Raw genomic sequence first — 19,324 nt, 5'->3', positions numbered from 1 at the left:
CCCGGCCTCCAGCCCGGCCCTCCGCAGCAACCGCTTCCCCTACCGTTCCAGCAGCGGCATGCCGCGCCGCGCCAGCGCGACGAACTCGTCCGGCGCCAGCGCGTGCGCGAACACATAGCCCTGCGCATAGTCGCAGCCGGCCTGCACCAGCAGCGCGTGCTGGGCCGCCGTTTCCACCCCCTCTGCCACCACCTTCAGCCCCAGCTTGTGCGCCATCACGATGATGGCCTCGCACAGCGCCAGGTCGCCCGAATCGCCCGCCATGTCCTGCACGAAGACCCGGTCCAGCTTGAGGAAGTCGATGTCGAACTTCTTCAGGTGCGTCAGCGAGGCGTAGCCGGTGCCGAAATCGTCCAGCGCCACCTGCAGGCCCATGGCGCGGTAGCTGCGCAGGCGCTGCAGCACTTCGGCCGCGCCGTCCAGCAGGATGCCCTCGGTGACGTCGATGACGATGCTGCGCGGCGCCAGCTGCAGCCCGGCCACGTAGGCCGGCCAGCCCTGGCACCAGGCCGGATCGCCGCGGAACTGTCCCGGCGACTGGTTCACGCTGATCTGGAACGGCCGGCCCAGCTCGCTCTGCCACTGCCGGGCCTGGTCGGCGGCGCGGCGGAACACCCAGTCGCCGATTTCGCTGATCAGGCCGCTGTGCTCGGCGTGCGCGATGAACTCGCGCGGCTGCAGCAGGCCGCGCTCCGGGTGGCGCCAGCGCAGCAGCGCCTCGGCGCGCTCGATGGCGCCGCTGGCCAGGTTGACGATGGGCTGGTACACCAGCTCGAACTGCCCGGCCGCCAGCGCGCCGCGCAGGTCCGCCGCCAGCCGTTGGCGCTGTTGCGCGGCCAGCTGCAAGTCCTGCGTGAAATAGTGGTAGCGGTTGCGCCCGGCCTGCTTGGCCGCGTACATGGCCTGGTCGGCGTGCTTGAGCAGCTCTTCCGGCGCCTGCGCGTCGGCCGGGTAGAAGGCGATGCCGATGCTGGCCGACACCAGGCCGCTGTCGCCGTCCAGCTCGAACGGCCGGGCCAGCGCGCCGACGATGTCCTGCGCCACCCGCTCGACGCTGGCCAGCTGCTCCAGCCCGGCCAGGATCACGGTGAACTCGTCGCCGCCCAGGCGCGCCAGCGTGTCCGAGGCGCGCACGCAGCCGGCGATGCGGCCGGCCGCCTGGACCAGCAGCGCGTCGCCCTTGTCGTGGCCCAGGCTGTCGTTCACCTGCTTGAACTGGTCCAGGTCGATGAACAGCAGCGCCAGTAGCATGCCTTCGCGCTTGGCCTTCTTGATTTCCTGGCCCAGACGGTCCTGGAACATGTGGCGGTTGGGCAGCGCCGTGAGGGCGTCGAAATTGGCCTGCTGCCAGATCAGGTCGGACGATTCCTTGCGCTCGGAAATGTCGGTCACCAGCGCCAGCGCGCCCAGGTAGCCGCCTTCGGCGTCGAAGATCGGGTTGGTGGCCAGCGTGGTCCACAGCGCGCTGCCGTCGCTGCGGATGAATTTGAATTCGTGGCGCTCGCGGATGCCCTGCTGGCGCCGCGCGATGTTGCGCTCGAGGATGGCGCGGCCCTCGTCGTCCATGAACGCCACCAGCGGCTGGTCGACCATGTCCTCGATCGCGTAGCCCAGCATGCTGGCCATCTTGGGATTGACGAAGGAGGTGCGCGACTGCGCGTCGATCTCCCAGATGCCCTCGTCGGCGCTGTGCACGATGCGGCGGAAGCGTTCCTCGCTGCGCTCGAGCGCGGCCAGCTTGCCTTCGGCCAGCTCCAGCACCACGCGGAAAGCCTGGCCGCTGCCGTCGGCGCTGGCGCGCAGCGTGACCGGGTAGCCCTGCTCGCCTGGCCGGCCGCGCGTCATCTGCAGGTCGCAGCGCTGCGCCGTGCTGGTGTTGAGCGCGCTTTGCACGAAGGCGTCGAAATCGGCCGCGAAGCGCGGCGCCACGTAGTCCCGGAACTTGGCGCGCGCCGGATTGCTGCGCGGCAGACCCAGCAGGTCGGCGCCGACCAGGTTCATCTGCAGCACCGTGGTGTCGAAGGCGAGCACGAAATAGCCCACCGGGGCCAGCAGGTAGATGTCGTTGAAATAGCCCTGTTCCTGCTCGTAGCGCAGGCGTTCCGGGCTGAGCGCCACCTCGTCCGCGCCGGGCGGCGGCGCCGCCAGTGGCGCGAGGGCCGGCAGCGGGGCTTGTACCGACGCGTGCAAGCCGGCCAGGCCCCCCAGCAGGGGGCCGCTCACCGGTGCGGCCTCGGCGGCCCCGGCGGCGGAAGCTTGCATATCCTTATCCATGTCACCCTTGGTCACTATGGCCAGGCAGTGGCCGAACGCGATTCTAGACTAACATGTCTCTATTGCAATGTCGAGCGCCTGGCTGGCAACTAGCGCGCGTGGGCCCGGTTCAGGTGGCGCTCGGCGCGCCGCTGCAGCGTTTCAAAGCCCAGGCTGAGCAGCCAGTAGATGGCGGCGGCCGCCAGGTACAGCGGCAGCGGCTGGAAGGTGGTGGCGATCAGTTCCTTGGTGGTGAGCATCAGCTCGGTCATGGTGATGACCGACACCAGCGAGGTGTCCTTGATCAGGCTGATCAGGGTATTGCTCATGGACGGCACCGCCACCCGCAGCGCCTGCGGCAGCACCACGTGGTACAGCGTGCTCCAGTAACCCAGGCCCAGGCTGTAGCTGGCCCACCACTGGCCGCGCGCCACGCTCTGGATGGCGCCGCGCAGGCTCTCGGACAGGTAGGCGCCCGCGTTCAGGCTCAACGCCAGGATGCCGGCCGTCACCGGCGTGAATTCGATGCCCACGCTGGGCAGGCCGTAATAGATGACGAACATCTGCACCAGCAGCGGCGTGCCGCGCATCACGCTCACGTACAGCCCGGCCGGCCAGGCCAGCAGCTTCCACGGCAGGATGCGCGCCACGGCGGTGGGAAAACCCAGCAGCAGTCCGCCCAGCATGGACGCCACCGCGTACACCAGGGTGTAGCCGGCGCCGGTCAGCATCACCGGCGCCGCTTCCCGGAACAGCTCCTGCAACTCCTGCAGCCCCATCGCTTACGGCGCCTTGCTGACGTCCACGCCGAACCATTTCACGGAAATGGCTTTCAGGCTACCGTCGGCGGCGGCCTCGGCCAGCGCCTTGTCGATCGCGGCCTTGAACTGCGGATTGCCCTTCTTGAAGGCGGCCGCCACTTTCTCCACCTTGCCCACCTTGGCGCCGGCCTTGATCGGCAGGTCCGAGGTTTTCAGCAGGTAAGCCGTCATCAGGCTGTCGTTCAGCGCGGCGTCGACGCGGCCCACGGCCAGGTCGCGCAGGTTTTCCGGCGCGGCCGGGTAGCTGCGCACCTCGATGCCGGGCACGGCCTTGGCCTGCTGCTCGTACACGCTGCCCTGCCCCACGCCCAGGCGCTTGCCCTTCAGGTCGGCCAGGGTGTTGTACTGCGCCTTCTCGTCCTTGCGCACCACCAGCTGCGGCATCGAGTATTCATACGGCACCGAGAAATCGAAGGCTTGCTCGCGCTTCGGGTTCACCGTCACCTGCGACACGATGACGTCGTACTTGCCGGCCTGCAGGCCGGCCAGGATGCTGGCCCATTCCGAGGTGACGAACTCCGTCTTCACGCCCAGCTTGGCGGCCAGCAGCTTGGCCACGTCCACGTCGAAACCGGCCAGTTCGCCGCTTTTCTGGTCCTTGTAGTTAAACGGCGGATACGTGCCTTCCAGCGCCACCTTGATGGCGCCGCGCGCCTTGACGGTCTCCAGCAGGTCGGCCGCATGGGCCCCCACATGAGCGCCTGCGGCGGCGGCCGCCAGCAACAGGGAGGACACCGCCAGTTTCAAAGGGGATCGGGAAGTGCGCATGGTTATCCTTGTTATCAAGTTTAGTAGCGGCGGCGCTGGCCGCGTCCGAAATTGTGGCCCACCACCAGGATGGAAGTGGCGATCAGGCTGCTCAAGCCCATGACCAGCTGGATCAGCTTGTCGTCCGGCAGCACCCACATCGAGCCTTGCGGCGGTTCGGCCTGGGCGATGGCCGCGATCAGCGGCGACACCCATTCGGCCTCGGCATCGACGTCGAGGATGATGGCGCCGTCGGCGCTGGTCTGCATGTGGATGGTACCGCCCGCGGCCAGCGTGAAGCACACGCCATAGCCGGTCTCGCTGGGGCCGATGTGTTCCTTCAGCGCGAGGTTGTGCTCCTCGATCCACAGTTCGACATCGCCCGGGCTCTCGAGCGCCGTCCACGGCACCGGGCGGAAGCGCGGCTTGGCTTCGATATGGTCTGCTGCGTCCTGCATGGATTTCCTGTCGGTAAAACTAAAATAATCCGGCAGTGTAACCCGGCCCAGCGAAAACGTCAGCCTTTCCAGGTGCGCTTCAGGCCGGTGTCCGCGTGGATCCAGCCGCCCTGCGGGGTGTTGCGGTAGTAATAGCCGACCCCGCCCTGGCGGAAGCTGCGCACCAGTCCGCCCAGCACTTCGGCGTTCAGGTTGCGGATGCGGATATCGGCCGCGCGGCCCAGGATGTGCAGCGACTGGCGCGCGGCCGGCACGCCCTGCTCGATCAGTTTGTTGTTCGAATTCGGCGTGCGGTAGCCGGACAGGATCTCGACCGGGCTTTCAATGCCGTAGCGCGCCACGAACGCTTGCGTGCCCCACAGCGTTTCCAGCAGCTTGGGATCGATCGGCGCGGTTTCCTTGCCGTTCACGTCGCGCAGCAAATGGCACAGCTCCTGGTAGGCGGCGTCGATCATCTCGCCGTCCTTCCAGTACAGCAGGCTGGCTTTCTCGCCGCTGGCCGGACGGATCACGCTGATGGTGCGCGGCTTGAGCCAGAATTCCATGTCCAGCAGCTGGGCGTCGAAAATGTCCGGCGGCGGTTCCAGGTTCGGGTCGGCCTGCGGCGCCGCCGAAGCCAGCTGGATGGCCGGCTGCGCAGCGGGCTGCACCGCCGGCTTGGCCTTGGCCACCGCCTTGGCCGGCGGCGACGCGCAGCCGAGCAGCGGCGCGCCGATGAAACTTGCGGCTGTCAGGCCGAATCCTGTCTGTAAAAAATTCCTGCGGGTAGCCATAGCGATTCCAGTGTAACGATATTGATTACTATAGCGTATAGCAGGGGGAGTTGAGAAACCTCTTTAAGTATACGACGCAGGTTTAAGAAAAATTTAAGCCGCGCCATGGCTTTCTACGCACCCGCCCCGGTTCCGCAGGGCGGGCTGGCGGGGGCCGCCGGGTCCGAAGCGTCGTAACCCGCCAACGCGGTACGCGGCGCATCCAGCAGCAAGCCCTGGGCCAGCAAAGCCTGCCCGGCCCCCTCGCCGATGCGCTGCAGCGCCAGCAGCGCTTGCGCCGTCTCCACCCGCTTGAACACCACGCGCGCGCCGGCCTGGCGGGCCTGCTCCAGCAACTCCAGCACGTTGCCCTCGTCGGCGCGGCTGCCTGCATCGAGCCGGACCACGTCCGGCCGCACCCGCTCCAGCAGATGCAGCCCCTCGCGCGCGCTGGCGGCGTTGACGGCGAAGCGGAAGCCGTTGCGGCGGTAATTGTCGGCCACGTAATTGAGCAGCCAGCCCTGCTGCGCGGTCACCGGCGGCAACAGCAGCACGATGCGGCCTATCGGCAAGTCCAGCGCGTCCAGGATGCGCTGGAAAGCGTAGCCGTGATTGCTGCTGACGGCGCTCAGCAGCCGGTCATGCACGTTCAGGTGGAGGTCGGCGCCGCCGCTGTCGTCCTGGCGGAAGAAGTTAATCGCGTGCAGCATGCGGCACAGCCGGTCCAGTTCGATGGACTCGTCGTCGCTGGCCGCGTGGTCCAGCAGCTTCCACAGCGACAGGCCCTGGTCCGCCGCCGACACGCTGCGCGCCAGCCCCTCGTACGCCACCGGCCGGCCCTGGCCCAGCTCGCGCACCGGCTGGAAGGCGCTGGTCATGGTGCAGTTGAAGAAGCGGCCCTGGGCGCGGCCGTCCGCGTCCAGCCAGATGCTGGTGCTGTCGTTCGGACCTGCGCTGCCCTGCCCGGACAGGCGGGCCAGGTATTGCTTCAGTACGGGATAGGTCATTCGGTGCTCCAGGCTGCAAGGTTAGGCTGCAAGAGTTGGGTTGCAAAACCCGCAGACTAACCGAGCCCGGGCAGCGCCAGAACGAATCGTTTCACCGTTCCATATGCGGATTCCGCATGAAAGCGCAGGCACAAGTTGCGTATATGCATATGCCGAAAGATTCGTTCCCGTCCCGGCGGCGCGCCCGTATCGTAAGCTCATCCGCCACCACCCGCTCAACGCGCCGCCGCCATGTGCCAGTTACTAGGAATGAACAGCAGCAAACCAGCCGACCTGCGCTTCTCCTTCGCCGGCTTTGCCGAGCGCGGCGGCCGCACCGGCGAGCACAAGGACGGCTGGGGCATCGCCTTCCATACCAAGCGCGGCTGCCGCCTGTTCACCGAGCACCGTTCCACCATCGAGTCGCCGCTGGCCGAGCAGATCAAGCGCCGCCGCATCAAGGCCAGCAATGTGGTGGCCCATATCCGCAAGGCCACGCAGGGCCGCGTGGCGCTGGAGAACAGCCATCCGTTCACGCGCGAGCTGTGGGGCAAAACCTGGTCCTTCGCCCACAACGGCGACCTGAAAGGCTTCCATCCGGACACCGGCGCCTACACGCCGGGCGGCGACACCGACAGCGAGCGCGCCTTCTGCCACCTGCTGTCCGGCCTGGCGGACCGCTTCAGCGCCGCGCCCAGCCGGCGCGCGCTGTACGTCGCGGTGTCCGAGCTGAGCGCGGAGATCGCCGTGCACGGCAGCTTCAACTTCCTGCTGTCGAATGGCGAAACCCTGTTCGCGCACTGCTCCACGCAGCTGCACTATGTGGCGCGCGCCTGGCCGTTCTCGGTGGCCAGCCTGGTCGATTGCGAGCGCAGCATCGATTTCCGCAACCATAACGGCGTGGACGACCGCATGGCCGTCATCGCCACCGAGCCGCTCACGTCCAACGAGCGCTGGCTGGCCTTCGTGCCGGGCGAACTGAAGATGTTCGTGGATGGGAAGGTGCAGGACGGCGCCGCGCTCACCGCGCACGGCAGCCGCGCCGCCGGCCAGGGCCAGGCCTGCGCCATGTGCTGAGGCAAGGGCATGCCGCGCCGCCAGCGGCGCAGCCAGGGCGAACCACAGCGTGGCCGGGAAAATATCCTGGCGGGCGACTGTCGGGCATGGGAAGGCGGCTCAGGCCGAGTTGCAGTTGCAGAATCGCTTGCGCTGGCTGGTGTCCGGCTCGGCGCTGCGGTCGAGTTGTTTCCAGAAAAAGATGGTGTCCACGCCGTAGGGCGAACGGACGTGGCCGGAGCGGATATAGCCCTGGCTGGCGAAAAATTCCTCGCCGGTGGCCGTGCTGTGCAGCTGCACCGCCTTCACGCCCCAGTTGCAGGCGGTTTCCTCCACCTTGGCCAGCATGGCCTTGCCGGCGCCCTGGCCGCGCGCCTCCGGCAGCAGATAGCACAGCGCCAGCTTGCCGGCGCCGGTCAGCAGCGACACGCCGATCACATCGCCGTCCTTCAGCGCCACCACGCAATAATTCGTCGGGGATTCGAACCAGCTCGCCACGGTCTGCGGCGTCTTGTTGCCCAGCCATGCGCCCAGGATGCCGGGGTCGTTCTTATGGTCGAGCACGCAGCACTCGGTAATGGAGCGGCGCAGCACATTGCACGCTGCAAAAGCGTCATCCGGTGCAGCAATACGAATTTCAAGACTCATGTGTGTTCAAAAAAATTACCCGCCGCACGGCGTCACAGGCCGACTATACACCAGCACCGGAAAAACCGTCGGAGCCCAGGCATCCGCCCCGGCGGACGCCTGTCCGGTCTAAGCATATTACAAAAAATTCGTATCTTTTCCGGGCCGAATTATAGACCATGCATATATGTTTTTTACGAGAGCCCATAATGTCTAAGAAAATTTCCGTATTAGGTGCAGGCAAGTTGCCACGCCGTTTCTTCCTCGCCGCCGTGGCCGCAGCCGCGCTGCCGCTGGCCGGCAACGCCTGGGCCGCCGACCCCGTGCTGCTCAACGTTTCCTACGACGTGATGCGCGAAGTGTTCAAGGATATCAACCCGGCCTTCATCGCCGACTACAAGAAGAAGACCGGCGTCACCCTGACCGTGAACCAGTCGCACGGCGGCTCGTCCAAGCAGGCGCGCTCGGTGGCCGACGGCCTGGAAGCGTCCGTGGTGACGATGAACCAGGCCAACGACGTGGACCTGCTGGCGGACCGAGGCCTGGTGGCGGCGGACTGGAAAACCAAGTTCCCGCACGGCGCCGCGCCGTTCTACTCCACCGTGGTCTACTTGGTGCGCAAGGGCAACCCGAAGCAGATCAAGGACTGGACCGACCTGGCCAAGCCGGACGTGAAGGTGGTGATCCCGAATCCTAAAACCTCCGGCAACGGCCGCTACACCTACCTGGCCGCGTGGGGCTCGGTGCTGAAAAAAGGCGGCACCGAAGCGCAGGCGCGCGAGCTGGTGGGCAAGATCTTCAAGAACGTGCCGGTGATGGACACCGGCGGCCGCGCCGCCACCACCACCTTCACCCAGCGCCAGATCGGCGACGTGCTGGTGACGTTCGAGAACGAGGTGAAGCTGGTGGCCAGCGAGTTCGGCGACAACTTCGAAGTGGTCTACCCGGCCGTCTCCATCCTGGCAGAATCGCCGGTGGCGGTGGTGGACAAGGTGGTCGACAAACGCGGCTTGCGCAAGGAGGCGACCGCCTACCTGAACTTCCTGTACTCGGACGCCGGCCAGGAAATCCTGGCCAAGCACCACCTGCGCCCGACCTCGGAAGCGGTGAGCAAAAAGTACGCGGCTACCTTCAAGCCGATCACGCTGCTGAGCGTGGACACGGTGTTCGGCGGCTGGCGCGCAGCCCAGAAGAAGCACTTCGACGACGGTGGCGAATTCGACAAGATCTACGCCACGAAATAATGTTTAGCTAAGCGTTTTCGCCCCATCCCGGCCCCGCAGTTGCACTGCGGGGCTTTTTTTTCGTCCTGCAGAGCCGTGCGCCTCACATTCAATAGACGAGTTACCCGATTTCCTGTATTGTCGATTCTGGGGAAACGTTGCCGCATAGATAGTAAACTTCTATCCCGCCGTTCCCGCCCGAATCCTCTCATTCCGAAGACAAAAATGATCAAGAAAACAGTAGCAGCCCTGCTGATGTCCTTGAGCGCCGCCGCTATGGCGTTGCCGCTCGGCTCGCAGTCGGTGCTGGTGGTCGAAGACGACACCGGCAAAATCCTGGTGGAAAAGAACGCCAACGCGGTGGTGCCGATCGCCTCGCTGACCAAGCTGATGACCGCCATGGTGGTGCTGGACGCCAAGCAGGACATGAATGAGGAAATCGAAATCGACAAGGTGGACGTCGACACCCTCAAGCACAGCACCTCACGCGTGCCGGTGGGCGCCACCATCCCGCGCGGCGAAGTGCTGCAGCTGGCGCTGATGTCCTCCGACAACCGCGCCGCCGCCTCGCTGGGCCGCACTTATCCGGGCGGCACGCCGGCCTTCAAGGCCGCCGTCAACGCCAAGATCCGCGCGCTGGGCCTGACCCAGACCGTGATCGAAGAGCCCACCGGCCTGTCGCCGAACAACAAGTCGACCGCCGCCGAGCTGGTGAAGATGGCCGCCGCCGCGTCCAAGTACGACGCCATCCGCCGCATGACCACCGACAAGAACGAGATCATCAACATCAAGGGCCGCAAGGTGGAGTACCACAACACCAACCGCCTGGTGGGCGCCAAGGGCTGGGACATCGGCATGTCCAAGACTGGCTACACCGAAGAAGCGGGCCGCTGCCTGATCATGCGCATCACCTCGGCCGGCAAGAACGCCACCGTGGTGCTGCTCAACGCCAAGGCCAACTCGGCGCGCCTGATGGACGCCTTCAACATCCGCCGCTTCATCTCCGGCGCGGAAGAAGTGACCAAGCCGCGCGTGATGCGCGCCTCCAGCCGCAAAAAGGCGCCGGCCACCAAGAACCCGCGCCGCCGCCGCGCTTCCTGATGCCGCTTATGCGCTGATCAAGAGCTGATCAGCGCGCGCAGGCCGCTGGCGCGCTGGGTGCGCTGGGCGATGGCGGTGTCCAGCACCGCCGCCGACGGCGTGCAGAGCGTGAAGTATTCCTTGGCGCGCGTGATGCCGGTGTAGACCAGTTCGCGCGCCAGCACCGCGCCGCCTTCGCGCGGCAGCACCACCACCGTGTGGGCGAACTCCGATCCCTGCGATTTGTGCACCGTCATGGCGAACGCCGTTTCGACCTGGCGCAGCCGCGTGGCCAGCACGCTGCGGATGCTGGCGCCTTCGCTGAAGTACACCCGCAGCGAACCGGGCCGCGCCGGGTCGGGCAGGGTCAGGCCGATGTCGCCGTTGAAGACGCCGGTGCCGTAGTCGTTGCGGGTCACCATCACCGGCCGCCCCACATACCATTCGCTGCGCTTGCGCAGCAGCCCGGCCGCTTCCAGCCGCTGCTCGATGGCTTCGTTCAGCCCCGTCACGCCCCACTCCCCTTCGCGCACCGCGCACAGGATGCGGAACGCTTCGAAGCTGCGCAGCACCTCCAGCACCCAGGCATCGTGCCCCGGCCCCGCCGCGCCAAGCAGGCTGGCATCGGCGGCCTTGATCATGCGCAGGTAGCCCTGATAACCGCCGCCCGCGCCGGCACGGCCGGACAGGGCCAGCTGCAGCACGTCCTGCTGCTGCGCCGGGTCGATCCACGCCAGCTTGCCGCCGCTGTCGGCGCCCAGCACGGCCCGAGCGGCGGCCGCGTCTCCCGCGTTGACGGCCAGCGCCAGCTGCCCGATCGGACCGCCGAAGCGGCGGCTCTCGCGCAGCATCACGGTCTGCTGCGCCAGCGCACCGGCCTGGCCCTGGAAGCCGGGCGGGATGTCCTGGCCGGTGGCGGTGCGGATGTAGTCCACCGTGGCGGCGTTGTAGCCGCCGGCCTGCGCGTCGTGGCACAAGTCGCCCAGCACGGCGCCCGCCTCCACCGACGCCAGCTGGTCCTTGTCGCCCAGCAGGATCAGGCGGGCGTTGGACGGCAGCGCGTCCAGCAGCACGGCCATCATTTCCAGGTGCACCATCGACGCTTCATCGACGATCAGCACGTCCACGTCCAGCGGGTTGCCGCGGTGGTGGATGAAGCTGCGCGTGTCGGGCCGCGCGCCGAGCAGGCTATGCAGGGTGCGCGCGGCGCCCATGCGGGCTGCCAGTTCGGGCAGGTGCAGTTCGGGAACGCGCTTGGCCAGGTCTTCCAGCGCGTGGTCGATGGACTGCTTGAGGCGCGCGGCGGCCTTGCCGGTCGGCGCGGCCAGCGCAATGCGCAGGCCGTCCGCCGTGGCAAACAGCAGCGCCAGCAGGCGCGCGACGGTGTAGGTTTTGCCGGTGCCGGGGCCGCCGGTAATGATGCCGAGATTGCTGCGCAAGGCGGCCGCGCAGGCGATCTTCTGCCAGTCCGGCCCGCCCTCGCGCGGCACGTGGTCGAACAGGATGTCGAGCCAGTGGCGCACCCGGCCCACGTCCACCAGGCGCGGCGTGGCGGCGCGCTCGCGCACCGCGTGCGCCACCGTGGTTTCGTCGCGCCAGTAGCGGCGCAGGTAGAGGCGTTCGCCGTCCAGCACCAGCGGCTGCTGGAAGTCCAGGTCGTGCACCGGCCACACCTGTTCGCACTGGTACAGCATGGCGCGCCAGGCGGCGGCGGATTTGGGCAGCGGGCCGGCGGCGCTGCGCAAGGCGCTCCAGTCCTCCTCGTTCCAGCCCAGCAGCGCGCGCGGATCGCCGGCCAGCTCGGACAGCAGCAAACAGCTGTGGCCGCGCCCTTCCAGTTCGGACAGCAGCACGCAGGCCAGCATCAGCGGCGGCGAACTGTGGCCCAGCGAGCCGACGAAGCGCGCGAAGGCGCCGCTCAGGCGGCGCAGCTGGCCCGCTTCGGTCAGCGCGTCGATCTGCTCCAGCAGCGCAGCGGCTTGCAGTGCTGCTGCCTGCGGAGTCGCCGCATGGGGGTCAGGTTTCATGGATTTGTTCAAGCTGTGGTGCCTCGTTCAGTAGTTCGTCCAGCCCGTCCAGCAGCGCCGCCTCCGGCTCCAGCAGGTAGCAGCCGCGCGTGTGCGCGTTGCCCACGCCGCGCAGGAAGAAGAAGATGGCGCCGCCCAGGTGCTGCGCCGGGTCGTAGGCCTCGCCCATGCGGTTGCGCAGCAGGCGGTGCAGCGCCTGCATGTAGATGGCGCCCTGGATGTCGTAGCGGTGCTCGGCCATGCCGGCCGCCAGCGACGGCGTCTGGTACGCCGCGTCGCCCGCGCCCAGCGCGTTCGATTTGTAGTCCAGCACCCAGTAGCGCCCTTGGTGTTCGAACACCAGGTCGGTGAAGCCTTTCAGCATGCCGTGCAGCTGGCGTTCCGGCAGCGTGGGTCGCGGCACGCCGCGCAGCAGGTGGCGCCGGCACAGGCGGTCCAGCGCGCCGGTGCTCAGGCGCTCGCTGGGGAACCAGAATTCCATCTCGGGCAGCACGGCGTCCAGCTCGGACAGCGAAGCACCCAGCTGCGGCAGCGGCGTGGTAGCGATGGCGCGCAGCCAGGCCAGCGTGTCCTCCTGCCGGTTGGACCAGCCGGCGCGCTCGATGCGGCGCAGCAAACGGGTCTCGAAGTGCGGGTCGTGCACCTCGCCGAAGCCTTCCTGGCCCATCCACTCGAGCTGCTCGTGCAGGAAGTTGCCGGGTACCGAGCCGCGCGGGAAGCGGTGCCAGGGTGCGTCCTCGGGGCGCAGGATGGGCGGCGCGTCCAGGCCTTCCAGCAGTTTCTCCTCGCCCGAGCTGCGCGGCACGTGGCGGCTGCCCGCCAGCCTGTCGAATGGCCCCGCCGGCCCGGTATCGGCGCCGGCATGGGCTCCGGCGGCCGCCGCGCGCGCAGCTTCGCCCGTTGGCGCCGTGTGGACGGACGCCAGAGCGCCGCTGTAGACGCCGGGCGCATTGCCGCGCCGCGCCAGCGAGGTGAAACTGCCGACCGACCAGTCGCGTTCGAAGTCGCCTTCGAAGCGCTGGGCGTCGATCAGCTCCGGGCGCTGCTCGACGCGGTTCAACACGGTGAGCGCGCCGGCCTGCTCCAGCGCGCGCACCGAGATCGCCTCGCAGCCGCCTTTCACCTGCTCCCAGCGCGCCAGCAGTTCGGCCCCCGGCAAGGGTTCGCCGCCGGTCAGCAGATAGCCCAGCGCCGAATCATGCAGCAGGCTGGCGCCGCGCGCGGCCACGCCCAGCCACAGGAAGTGGCGCGGCCGCGTGAGCGCCACGTACAGCAGCCGCAAGTCCTCTTCCAGCCGCGCAGCTTCGGCCGCCGCCAGCGCCTCGTCCGACAGCGACATGTCTATCCTGCGCTTGCCGTCTTCCCCGGTGTATTCGAAGAAGCTGCGGTTGCGCCGGTCCACCTTGCGCGCCGTGGTGGCGAACGGCAGGTACACCAGCGGATACTCCAGGCCCTTGGACTTGTGCACCGTCACCACCTGCACCAGTTCCGCGTCGCTTTCCAGCCGCAGCACCCGTTCGTCGCCGCCCTCGCCTCCGCCTTCCACCTGCTCGGCCAGCCAGCGTATCAGCGCCTGCTCGCCGTCCAACTGGCGGCTGGCCGACTGCAGCAGCTCGGCCAGGTGCAGCAGATTGGTTAGCCTGCGCTCGCCGCCGGCCTGCGCCAGCAAGGTGGCGGGCAGGTTCAGTTCGTGGATGAAGCGGCGCAACATGGCCAGCACGCCCTGCCGCTGCCACACCACGTGCAGCGCCTTGAGCTGCTCCACGCGCCCTTCCCAGGCCAGTTCGTCGGCCGACAGGCGCGCCAGTTCGGCCAGCGGCAGGCCCGCCGTGCGGGTGGCGAATGCAGCCCGCGCCAGGCCGCCGTCCAGCGGATTGGCCAATGCCGACAGCCAGCGCAGCACGTCGCCCGCTTCCTCGCTCTCCAGCACCGAATCCTTGTCCGACAGGTAGACGCTGATCACCTTGCGCCGCTGCAGCGCGCGCCGGACCGCCGCCGCCTCTTTGCCGTCCCGCACCAGCACCGCGATGTCGGCCGGCTGCAGGCGCTTGAAGCCGTCCGGGCCTTCGAAGCCGGCGCGCGGGTCGTTCAGCATGGAGGTGATGTGCTCCGCGCAGTGCCAGGCGAAGAACTCGCGGTAGGCGTCCGCCTTCATGTCGTCGGCCACGCTGCAGGACACCGTCAGCGCCTCCACCTGGCCCATGGCGCCGACCAGCCGCTCCTTGCGCCCGTTCGCGCCCACCGCGTCGAACGGCAGCGGGTTGCTGCCGTCGGCCTTGCGGAAGCGGAAGGCGCCGCGCGCCAGGCCTTCGCCGGGGGCCGCCCCTTCGGCGTGCAGGAACACCTGGTTGACCGCCGCCACCAGCGCCGCCGTGGAGCGGAAGTTGGTCCCCAGCTGGTAGTGCCGCCCTTCGGTGGCCAGCCGCGCCGACAGGTAGCTGTGGATGTCCGCGCCGCGGAAGCCGTAGATCGACTGCTTGGGATCGCCGATCAGGAACAGGCCCGTTTCGAGCTCGTTGGCCGCCACGCGGTACAGCAGGTCGAAGATCTGGTACTGGATCGGCGCGGTATCCTGGAATTCGTCCACCATGGCCACCGGGTACTGCTCGGCGATGCGCTTGCGCAGCGCGGCGCCGTTCTCGCCCAGCAGCGCGGCGCGCAGGCGTTCCAGCATGTCGGCAAAGCCGAACTGGCGCGTGCGGCGCTTCAGCTCCGCCATGCGGCGGGCGATGGCCGCTGCCGCGTGGCGGTACAGCGGGTGCGCCAGCGGCTCGATCTCTTTCAGGCCTGCCGCCAGCAGCGCGGTGGCTTCGAAGTCGTCCGGCACCGCCGGGCTGTAACCCTTGGAGCAGGCGTCGGCGATGCCGTCCGGGGTCAGGCGGCGCCAGGCCGTGTCGCTGATGTCGGGGAAGACCTGGTAGTCGTCCTGGGCCCAGGCGCGCAGGCCGTCGAACCATTTGACCAGCGTTTCCGGCTTCATCTTCACGCCGTTGAAGCACTTGGGCGCGGCTTCGCGCTGCTGCGCGATCCACTGTTCCATGCGGTTGGCGCGCTCGCTCCAGCCGTGCTTCAGCTCCAGCAACTGGGAGCGCTGGAAGCGCAGCACGCGCGCGATCAGGGCGTCCAGCGGCTCCAGCTGGTCCCCATCCGCCTGGGCGATGAATTCGCTGCGGCGCGACAGCTCTCGCACGCTGCGCTTGAGCGCTTCCACATCCGCCCAGCAGCCCAGCAACTGTTCCAGCGCGGCTTCCTTCAGCGGGTAGACATGCTGGCGCCAGTAGTCGTGCGCGGCGTCCTCGAACAGCGCGCCTTCGTCGCTCACCAGTTCCTCGTCGAACAGGCTGCCGCTGTCGAAGGCGTGCTCGCGCAGCATGCGCTGGCACCAGGCGTCGATGGTGAAGATGGCCGCTTCGTCCATGGTCTCGGCGGCCAGCATCAGCCGGTGCGCGGCCTGCTGGCGCTCTTCATGCGAGGGATACGATTCGAGCAGCGCGTCCAGGTAGCCGTCCTGCTTATCGGACTGGCCACGGAAATAGGCCGCCGCCTCGAGCAGCCGCTCGCGCACGCGGTTGGACAGCTCGCGCGTGGCGGCGCGGGTGAAGGTCATCACCAGTATGTCGGCCGGCAGCAGCGGCCGGCGGTAGGCGTGTTCGCCGCCGTGGCCCAGCACCAGCCGCACATACAGCGCGGCGATGGTCCAGGTTTTGCCGGTGCCGGCGCTGGCCTCGATCAGGCGCGAACCGTGCAGCGGGAAGGTCAGTGGTGCGAGCAAGCTCATTATTCGTCCTCGCCTGCGATGGGCATGATGGTGATCTGCTGCGCCATCCATTCGGCCAGCGGGCCGTAGAGCTCCTGCGCGACGTCGCCCCATTCGGCTTCGGCGGCCAGCGCGGCGAAGTCCGGCCAAAGGCGCGCCAGGCACAAGTCCTCGTTCTCGCCGCTCACTTCGAAGCCGCCGTCGTAGGTGGCGCGCGGGTCGCCGCCCTGCACCAGCGCCAAACCGGTCTTGCAGGCGGTGGGCAGCGGGCGGTTCATGCCGTCCCGCCAGATGGCGACCACGCGGGCCAGCGCTTCGCGCGCGGGCTCAAGGCCGAGCGGGTCCATCTTGACGATCACGTCGCGCGCGGCCAGGTAGCCGGTGACGGATTCGCCTTGCGCGGCGGCTGCCAACTGGCGCAGCCACATGAGGATGAGCTTGTCGCCACGGCCCTTGTATTCGTCCTTGGACTTGGTGGCGGCCTTGGACGAGATTTGCGCCAGCCAGACCTTGTCGGTGCCGTTGCTGCGCAACTGGTCGACCCAGTCTTCCAACACTACGCCGCAGAATTCCAGGCTGACCGGGAGCTTTGGCGCGGGCAGCGGGTAGCGCGCGCACAGCTGCAGCCAGGCGGTGCGCACCGGCACCAGGGCTTCGACCAGCTTGGCCTGCTCCTGCTTGCCGATCAACCCTATCGGCAGGCGGCCTTCGCGGCCCAGCTGTTCGGCGCGTTCGACCAGGTTGGCGCGCACGTCGGCCATCGGTTCGGGTTCGCCGCTGTCGTCCAGCATCATGTCTTCCAGCTGGTAGCGCTGCAGCGCGTTCAGGGCGAACGGCTCTTCATCCTCACCCACCACGGCCGCTTCGGCGAACATCACACCCAGGCGCTGGCGGAAGAAGTAGCGCACCGGCTGGCGCATGAAGCTGGCCAGGTTGTTCAGGCGCAAGCGGAAATTGGGTTCCAGCTCATAGGGCGGGATGCCGGCGGCCGCGGAAGGCGCGGCGGCATCGGCGGCATCAGGCGCGGCGACGCCGGCGACGGGCTCGGAGGCGGCGCTGTGCGCGGTGCGCCATTCGCCGGCGTAGGTCAGCAGGCCGCCGGCTTCGAAGTAGCGGCGGCTGAAGGGCTGCAGGGCGTGCTCGGTGGTGCGCTTCGCCAGGTCCACGTTCCAGCCGGCTCTCAGGTAGTCGCACAGCTGCGCCACCAGCACCGACGGCGGCTGTTCGCTGTTGTCGCGCACGTGGCGGCCCACCCAGCTGATGTACAGCTTGTCGCGCGCGGCCAGCACGGCTTCCAGCATCAGGTAGCGGTCGTCGTCGCGGCGCGAGCGGTCGCCGGGGCGGGCCATGCCGGGCAGCGCCAGCAGGTCGAAGTCGGCCTTGCGGGCGCGGCGCGGGAAGTCGCCGTCGTTCATGCCCAGCAGGCAGACCACGCGGAACGGCACCGCGCGCATCGGCATCAAGGTGCAGAAGGTGACGCCGCCGGACACGAACTGGTGGTCCAGCGTAGGCTCGTCCAGCGCGCCCAGCCACGACTCGCGCAGCACGGCCAGCGGCACGGCTTCGTCGAAGCCCGCGCCTTCGCAGGTTTCCAGCCAGCGGTTCAGAGTGTCGTCCAGCAGCGCCAGCGTCAGGCGGTCGCCCTCCTCGCGGGCGTTGAAGAAGGCGGCCAGCAGCGCGCGCGCCTGCACGCCCCATTCGGCCGGGGAGCGCGGCTGCGCCAGCAGGGCGCGCCAGTGCAGCAGCGCTTCCACCAGTTGCGCCAGCGAGCCGGCCAGCGCGGCATCCAGCCCGCCCACTTCGCCATAGGATTCGATGCCGCTGAAGGCCGTGTCCCTGCCGCTGGCGTAGCCGAGCAGCATGCGCCGCACGCCGAAGATCCAGGCGTTCTGCTCGCCGGCCGGCGCCAGGCCAAGGCCGGAACGGTGCTGCTGGTCCAGGCCCCAGCGCACGCCGGCGCCCTCGATCCACAGGCCCAGCGTGGGCAGGTCGTCTTCCTCCAGGCCGAAACGGGCCGCCAGCGCCGGCACGTCCAGCAGGTCGCGCACCTCGCTCTGGCGGCAGCGCTGCTGCGGCAGGCGCAGCAGCCACTCCAGCGCCACCAGCAGCGGGTTCACGCTGCGGTCGTTCACGTCGCCGATTTCAAACGGGATGTAGCGCGGGTCGCTGCGCTTGTGCTGCGCGAACACGGCGTGGATGGCGGCGCTGAAGACGTCGATGTCCGGCACCATCACCACCACGTCGCGCGGACGCAGCGGACGGTCCGTGTGCTGGGCGGCGGCGAACATGGCCAGCAGCTGGTCGTGCAGCACTTCCACTTCGCGCTGCACGCTGTGCGCCACGTGCAGCTCGATGGAGCGGTCCTCGTCCGGCGGCTGCGGGTAGTGGTGGTCGGACAGCGGCAGCAAGTCGCGCACGGCGGCCTGCATCTGCGCCAGCATGGTGTCGCCGTCACCGTCGCTGAACAGGTCTACGCGCAAGGGCGCCACGGCGCCATGGCCATCACCTTCGCCCTGCTCCTGCGCCAGCTGCGCGGCCTCGTTGGCCGCCACATCGAATTCATCCAGCATGCGCACGAAGTCGCGCCCCTGGCGGCCCCAGCTCGCCAGCAGCGGGTGGCTGTGCGCGTGCAGTTCCTCCAGCGGGATCAGGCCCAGGTCCACGCCGTTGCGCAGCTGCTGGCGGCGGTGCGCGGAGCGCAGCAGGTCGCGTCCTTCGATGATGTCGCCCCAGTAGAACCGGCAGGGATTGGGCACGGCCAGCACCACCTGGGTGTAGCGCGCCAGCGAGGCCAGCGCCTGCAAGGTCTGGTACGGCAGCGCGGACACGCCGAACAGCACGATGCGGCGCGGCAGCCTGCCCTGCGGCTGTTCGCCGCGCGCGGCGGCCTGCACGAATTCGGTATGCACGGTGGCGCGGCCCAGCCCGCGTTCCTGTTCCGGCACGCTGGCGATCACCGCGCGCCACAAGGCGCCCTGCCACTTCTGGTCCGGCGCCAGCGCCATGCTCTCGCCGCGCGCGGTGCGCAGCGCGTCGCGCCCTTCGGCCCAGTCGGTGAGCCAGTCGGCGCGGTAGACCTGGTACTGGTCGAACAAGTCGGCCAGGCGTTCGGCCAGCTGCAGGCGGCGCTCCGGGTCGCCGTCGCCGAGGAAGTGGCGCAGCGGCGCGAACACTTCGTCGGCCAGCAGTGTGGGCAGCAAGCGCATCAGGCGCCAGGTCAGCGGCCCCTTGTCGAAGGCGGAAATGCGCGGCACGCGGTCGCGCCCCAGCATGCCGCGATAGGTCTCCCACAGGAAGCGCGCCGGCAGCGCCACGCGGTTGGCGGCGCACACGCCCATTTCTTCGGCCAGCGCGATCTTCAGCCACTCGGCCACGCCGTTCGACTGCACCAGGAAGATGTCCGATTCCAGCGGCGCCAGCGGATGGTTGCGCAGCCACTGGAATACGGCCGCGCGCAGCAATTCCATCTGGTTGCCATGCAGGATCAACAGGCCTGGGGTGATGCTTGATTCCATAGGTGAAGTGTAAAGGCGGCGC

At 68.4% G+C, this 19,324-nt stretch carries 13 protein-coding genes; 3 read left to right on the top strand and 10 right to left on the bottom strand.

Going from position 1 to position 19,324, the window contains the following annotated elements; genetic code table 11:
• Nucleotides 1–39 precede the first annotated feature (39 nt).
• The 6 genes from AC56DV_RS27800 to AC56DV_RS27775 all read right to left on the bottom strand — a co-directional run bounded on the left by AC56DV_RS27800 (nucleotide 40) and on the right by AC56DV_RS27775 (nucleotide 6,038).
• Entirely contained in the window at nucleotides 40–2,262 is a 2,223-nt protein-coding gene (locus AC56DV_RS27800) for a putative bifunctional diguanylate cyclase/phosphodiesterase (protein ID WP_496317455.1), read from the bottom strand.
• A 101-nt stretch (nucleotides 2,263–2,363) separates the two neighbouring features.
• Nucleotides 2,364–3,032, bottom strand: a complete 669-nt coding sequence (locus AC56DV_RS27795; protein WP_496317454.1) for an amino acid ABC transporter permease — start codon at nucleotides 3,030–3,032, stop codon at nucleotides 2,364–2,366.
• A 3-nt stretch (nucleotides 3,033–3,035) separates the two neighbouring features.
• Nucleotides 3,036–3,842, bottom strand: coding sequence for a transporter substrate-binding domain-containing protein (locus AC56DV_RS27790; RefSeq protein ID WP_496317453.1), 807 nt, complete (start codon nucleotides 3,840–3,842; stop codon nucleotides 3,036–3,038).
• 20 nt (nucleotides 3,843–3,862) lie between these two features.
• Complete coding sequence (locus AC56DV_RS27785) at nucleotides 3,863–4,279, bottom strand: hypothetical protein (protein WP_496317452.1); 417 nt, start codon at nucleotides 4,277–4,279, stop codon at nucleotides 3,863–3,865.
• Nucleotides 4,280–4,338: 59 nt separating this feature from the next.
• Nucleotides 4,339–5,052, bottom strand: a complete 714-nt coding sequence (locus AC56DV_RS27780) for a YcbK family protein (RefSeq protein ID WP_496317451.1) — start codon at nucleotides 5,050–5,052, stop codon at nucleotides 4,339–4,341.
• 113 nt (nucleotides 5,053–5,165) lie between these two features.
• Nucleotides 5,166–6,038 carry an EAL domain-containing protein gene (locus AC56DV_RS27775; RefSeq protein ID WP_496317450.1) on the bottom strand — a complete coding sequence of 291 codons (873 nt, stop codon included), beginning with the start codon at nucleotides 6,036–6,038 and terminating at the stop codon, nucleotides 5,166–5,168.
• 231 nt (nucleotides 6,039–6,269) lie between these two features.
• On the opposite strand from AC56DV_RS27775, the gene AC56DV_RS27770 reads away from it, so the two are divergent.
• Entirely contained in the window at nucleotides 6,270–7,094 is an 825-nt protein-coding gene (locus AC56DV_RS27770; RefSeq protein ID WP_496317449.1) for a class II glutamine amidotransferase, read from the top strand.
• A gap of 99 nt (nucleotides 7,095–7,193) precedes the next feature.
• Here the strand turns inward: AC56DV_RS27770 and AC56DV_RS27765 are convergent, their stop codons facing one another.
• Nucleotides 7,194–7,721 (bottom strand): GNAT family N-acetyltransferase, encoded by a 528-nt coding sequence (locus AC56DV_RS27765; RefSeq protein ID WP_496317448.1) that lies wholly within the window; start codon nucleotides 7,719–7,721, stop codon nucleotides 7,194–7,196.
• A 188-nt stretch (nucleotides 7,722–7,909) separates the two neighbouring features.
• Between AC56DV_RS27765 and AC56DV_RS27760 the strand changes: the two genes are divergently transcribed.
• Nucleotides 7,910–8,944, top strand: a complete 1,035-nt coding sequence (locus tag AC56DV_RS27760; RefSeq protein ID WP_496317447.1) for a sulfate ABC transporter substrate-binding protein — start codon at nucleotides 7,910–7,912, stop codon at nucleotides 8,942–8,944.
• A gap of 204 nt (nucleotides 8,945–9,148) precedes the next feature.
• Complete coding sequence (locus AC56DV_RS27755; RefSeq protein WP_496317446.1) at nucleotides 9,149–10,024, top strand: serine hydrolase; 876 nt, start codon at nucleotides 9,149–9,151, stop codon at nucleotides 10,022–10,024.
• Between the two features lie 17 nt (nucleotides 10,025–10,041).
• Here AC56DV_RS27755 and recD read toward each other — a convergent pair whose 3' ends face one another.
• From recD to recC, 3 genes are read right to left on the bottom strand one after another with little or no spacing between them, the layout of a single operon-like run.
• Nucleotides 10,042–12,030 carry an exodeoxyribonuclease V subunit alpha gene (gene recD, locus AC56DV_RS27750; RefSeq protein WP_496317445.1) on the bottom strand — a complete coding sequence of 663 codons (1,989 nt, stop codon included), beginning with the start codon at nucleotides 12,028–12,030 and terminating at the stop codon, nucleotides 10,042–10,044.
• Entirely contained in the window at nucleotides 12,020–15,808 is a 3,789-nt protein-coding gene (recB, locus tag AC56DV_RS27745) for an exodeoxyribonuclease V subunit beta (protein ID WP_496317444.1), read from the bottom strand. The genes recD and recB overlap by 11 nt, the downstream gene beginning before the upstream one ends.
• Nucleotides 15,808–19,302, bottom strand: a complete 3,495-nt coding sequence (gene recC / locus AC56DV_RS27740) for an exodeoxyribonuclease V subunit gamma (protein WP_496317443.1) — start codon at nucleotides 19,300–19,302, stop codon at nucleotides 15,808–15,810. The genes recB and recC overlap by 1 nt, the downstream gene beginning before the upstream one ends.
• Nucleotides 19,303–19,324: the final 22 nt, after the last annotated feature.

Source organism: Massilia sp. BGA-UO-ETr-WB1 (genome assembly GCF_059567845.1).
Note: the sequence above shows the minus strand (reverse complement) of the source record. Positions and strands in the feature narration are given on the sequence as shown.

Coding starts and splice junctions, on each gene's coding strand:
- AC56DV_RS27800 (WP_496317455.1), bottom strand. CDS start 2,262: ATGCAAGCTTCCGCCGCCGGGGCCGCCGAGGCCGCACCGGTGAGCGGC.
- AC56DV_RS27770 (WP_496317449.1), top strand. CDS start 6,270: ATGTGCCAGTTACTAGGAATGAACAGCAGCAAACCAGCCGACCTGCGC.
- recC (WP_496317443.1), bottom strand. CDS start 19,302: ATGGAATCAAGCATCACCCCAGGCCTGTTGATCCTGCATGGCAACCAG.
- AC56DV_RS27790 (WP_496317453.1), bottom strand. CDS start 3,842: ATGCGCACTTCCCGATCCCCTTTGAAACTGGCGGTGTCCTCCCTGTTG.
- AC56DV_RS27755 (WP_496317446.1), top strand. CDS start 9,149: ATGATCAAGAAAACAGTAGCAGCCCTGCTGATGTCCTTGAGCGCCGCC.
- AC56DV_RS27775 (WP_496317450.1), bottom strand. CDS start 6,038: ATGACCTATCCCGTACTGAAGCAATACCTGGCCCGCCTGTCCGGGCAG.
- AC56DV_RS27780 (WP_496317451.1), bottom strand. CDS start 5,052: ATGGCTACCCGCAGGAATTTTTTACAGACAGGATTCGGCCTGACAGCC.
- AC56DV_RS27760 (WP_496317447.1), top strand. CDS start 7,910: ATGTCTAAGAAAATTTCCGTATTAGGTGCAGGCAAGTTGCCACGCCGT.
- recD (WP_496317445.1), bottom strand. CDS start 12,030: ATGAAACCTGACCCCCATGCGGCGACTCCGCAGGCAGCAGCACTGCAA.
- AC56DV_RS27795 (WP_496317454.1), bottom strand. CDS start 3,032: ATGGGGCTGCAGGAGTTGCAGGAGCTGTTCCGGGAAGCGGCGCCGGTG.
- AC56DV_RS27785 (WP_496317452.1), bottom strand. CDS start 4,279: ATGCAGGACGCAGCAGACCATATCGAAGCCAAGCCGCGCTTCCGCCCG.
- recB (WP_496317444.1), bottom strand. CDS start 15,808: ATGAGCTTGCTCGCACCACTGACCTTCCCGCTGCACGGTTCGCGCCTG.
- AC56DV_RS27765 (WP_496317448.1), bottom strand. CDS start 7,721: ATGAGTCTTGAAATTCGTATTGCTGCACCGGATGACGCTTTTGCAGCG.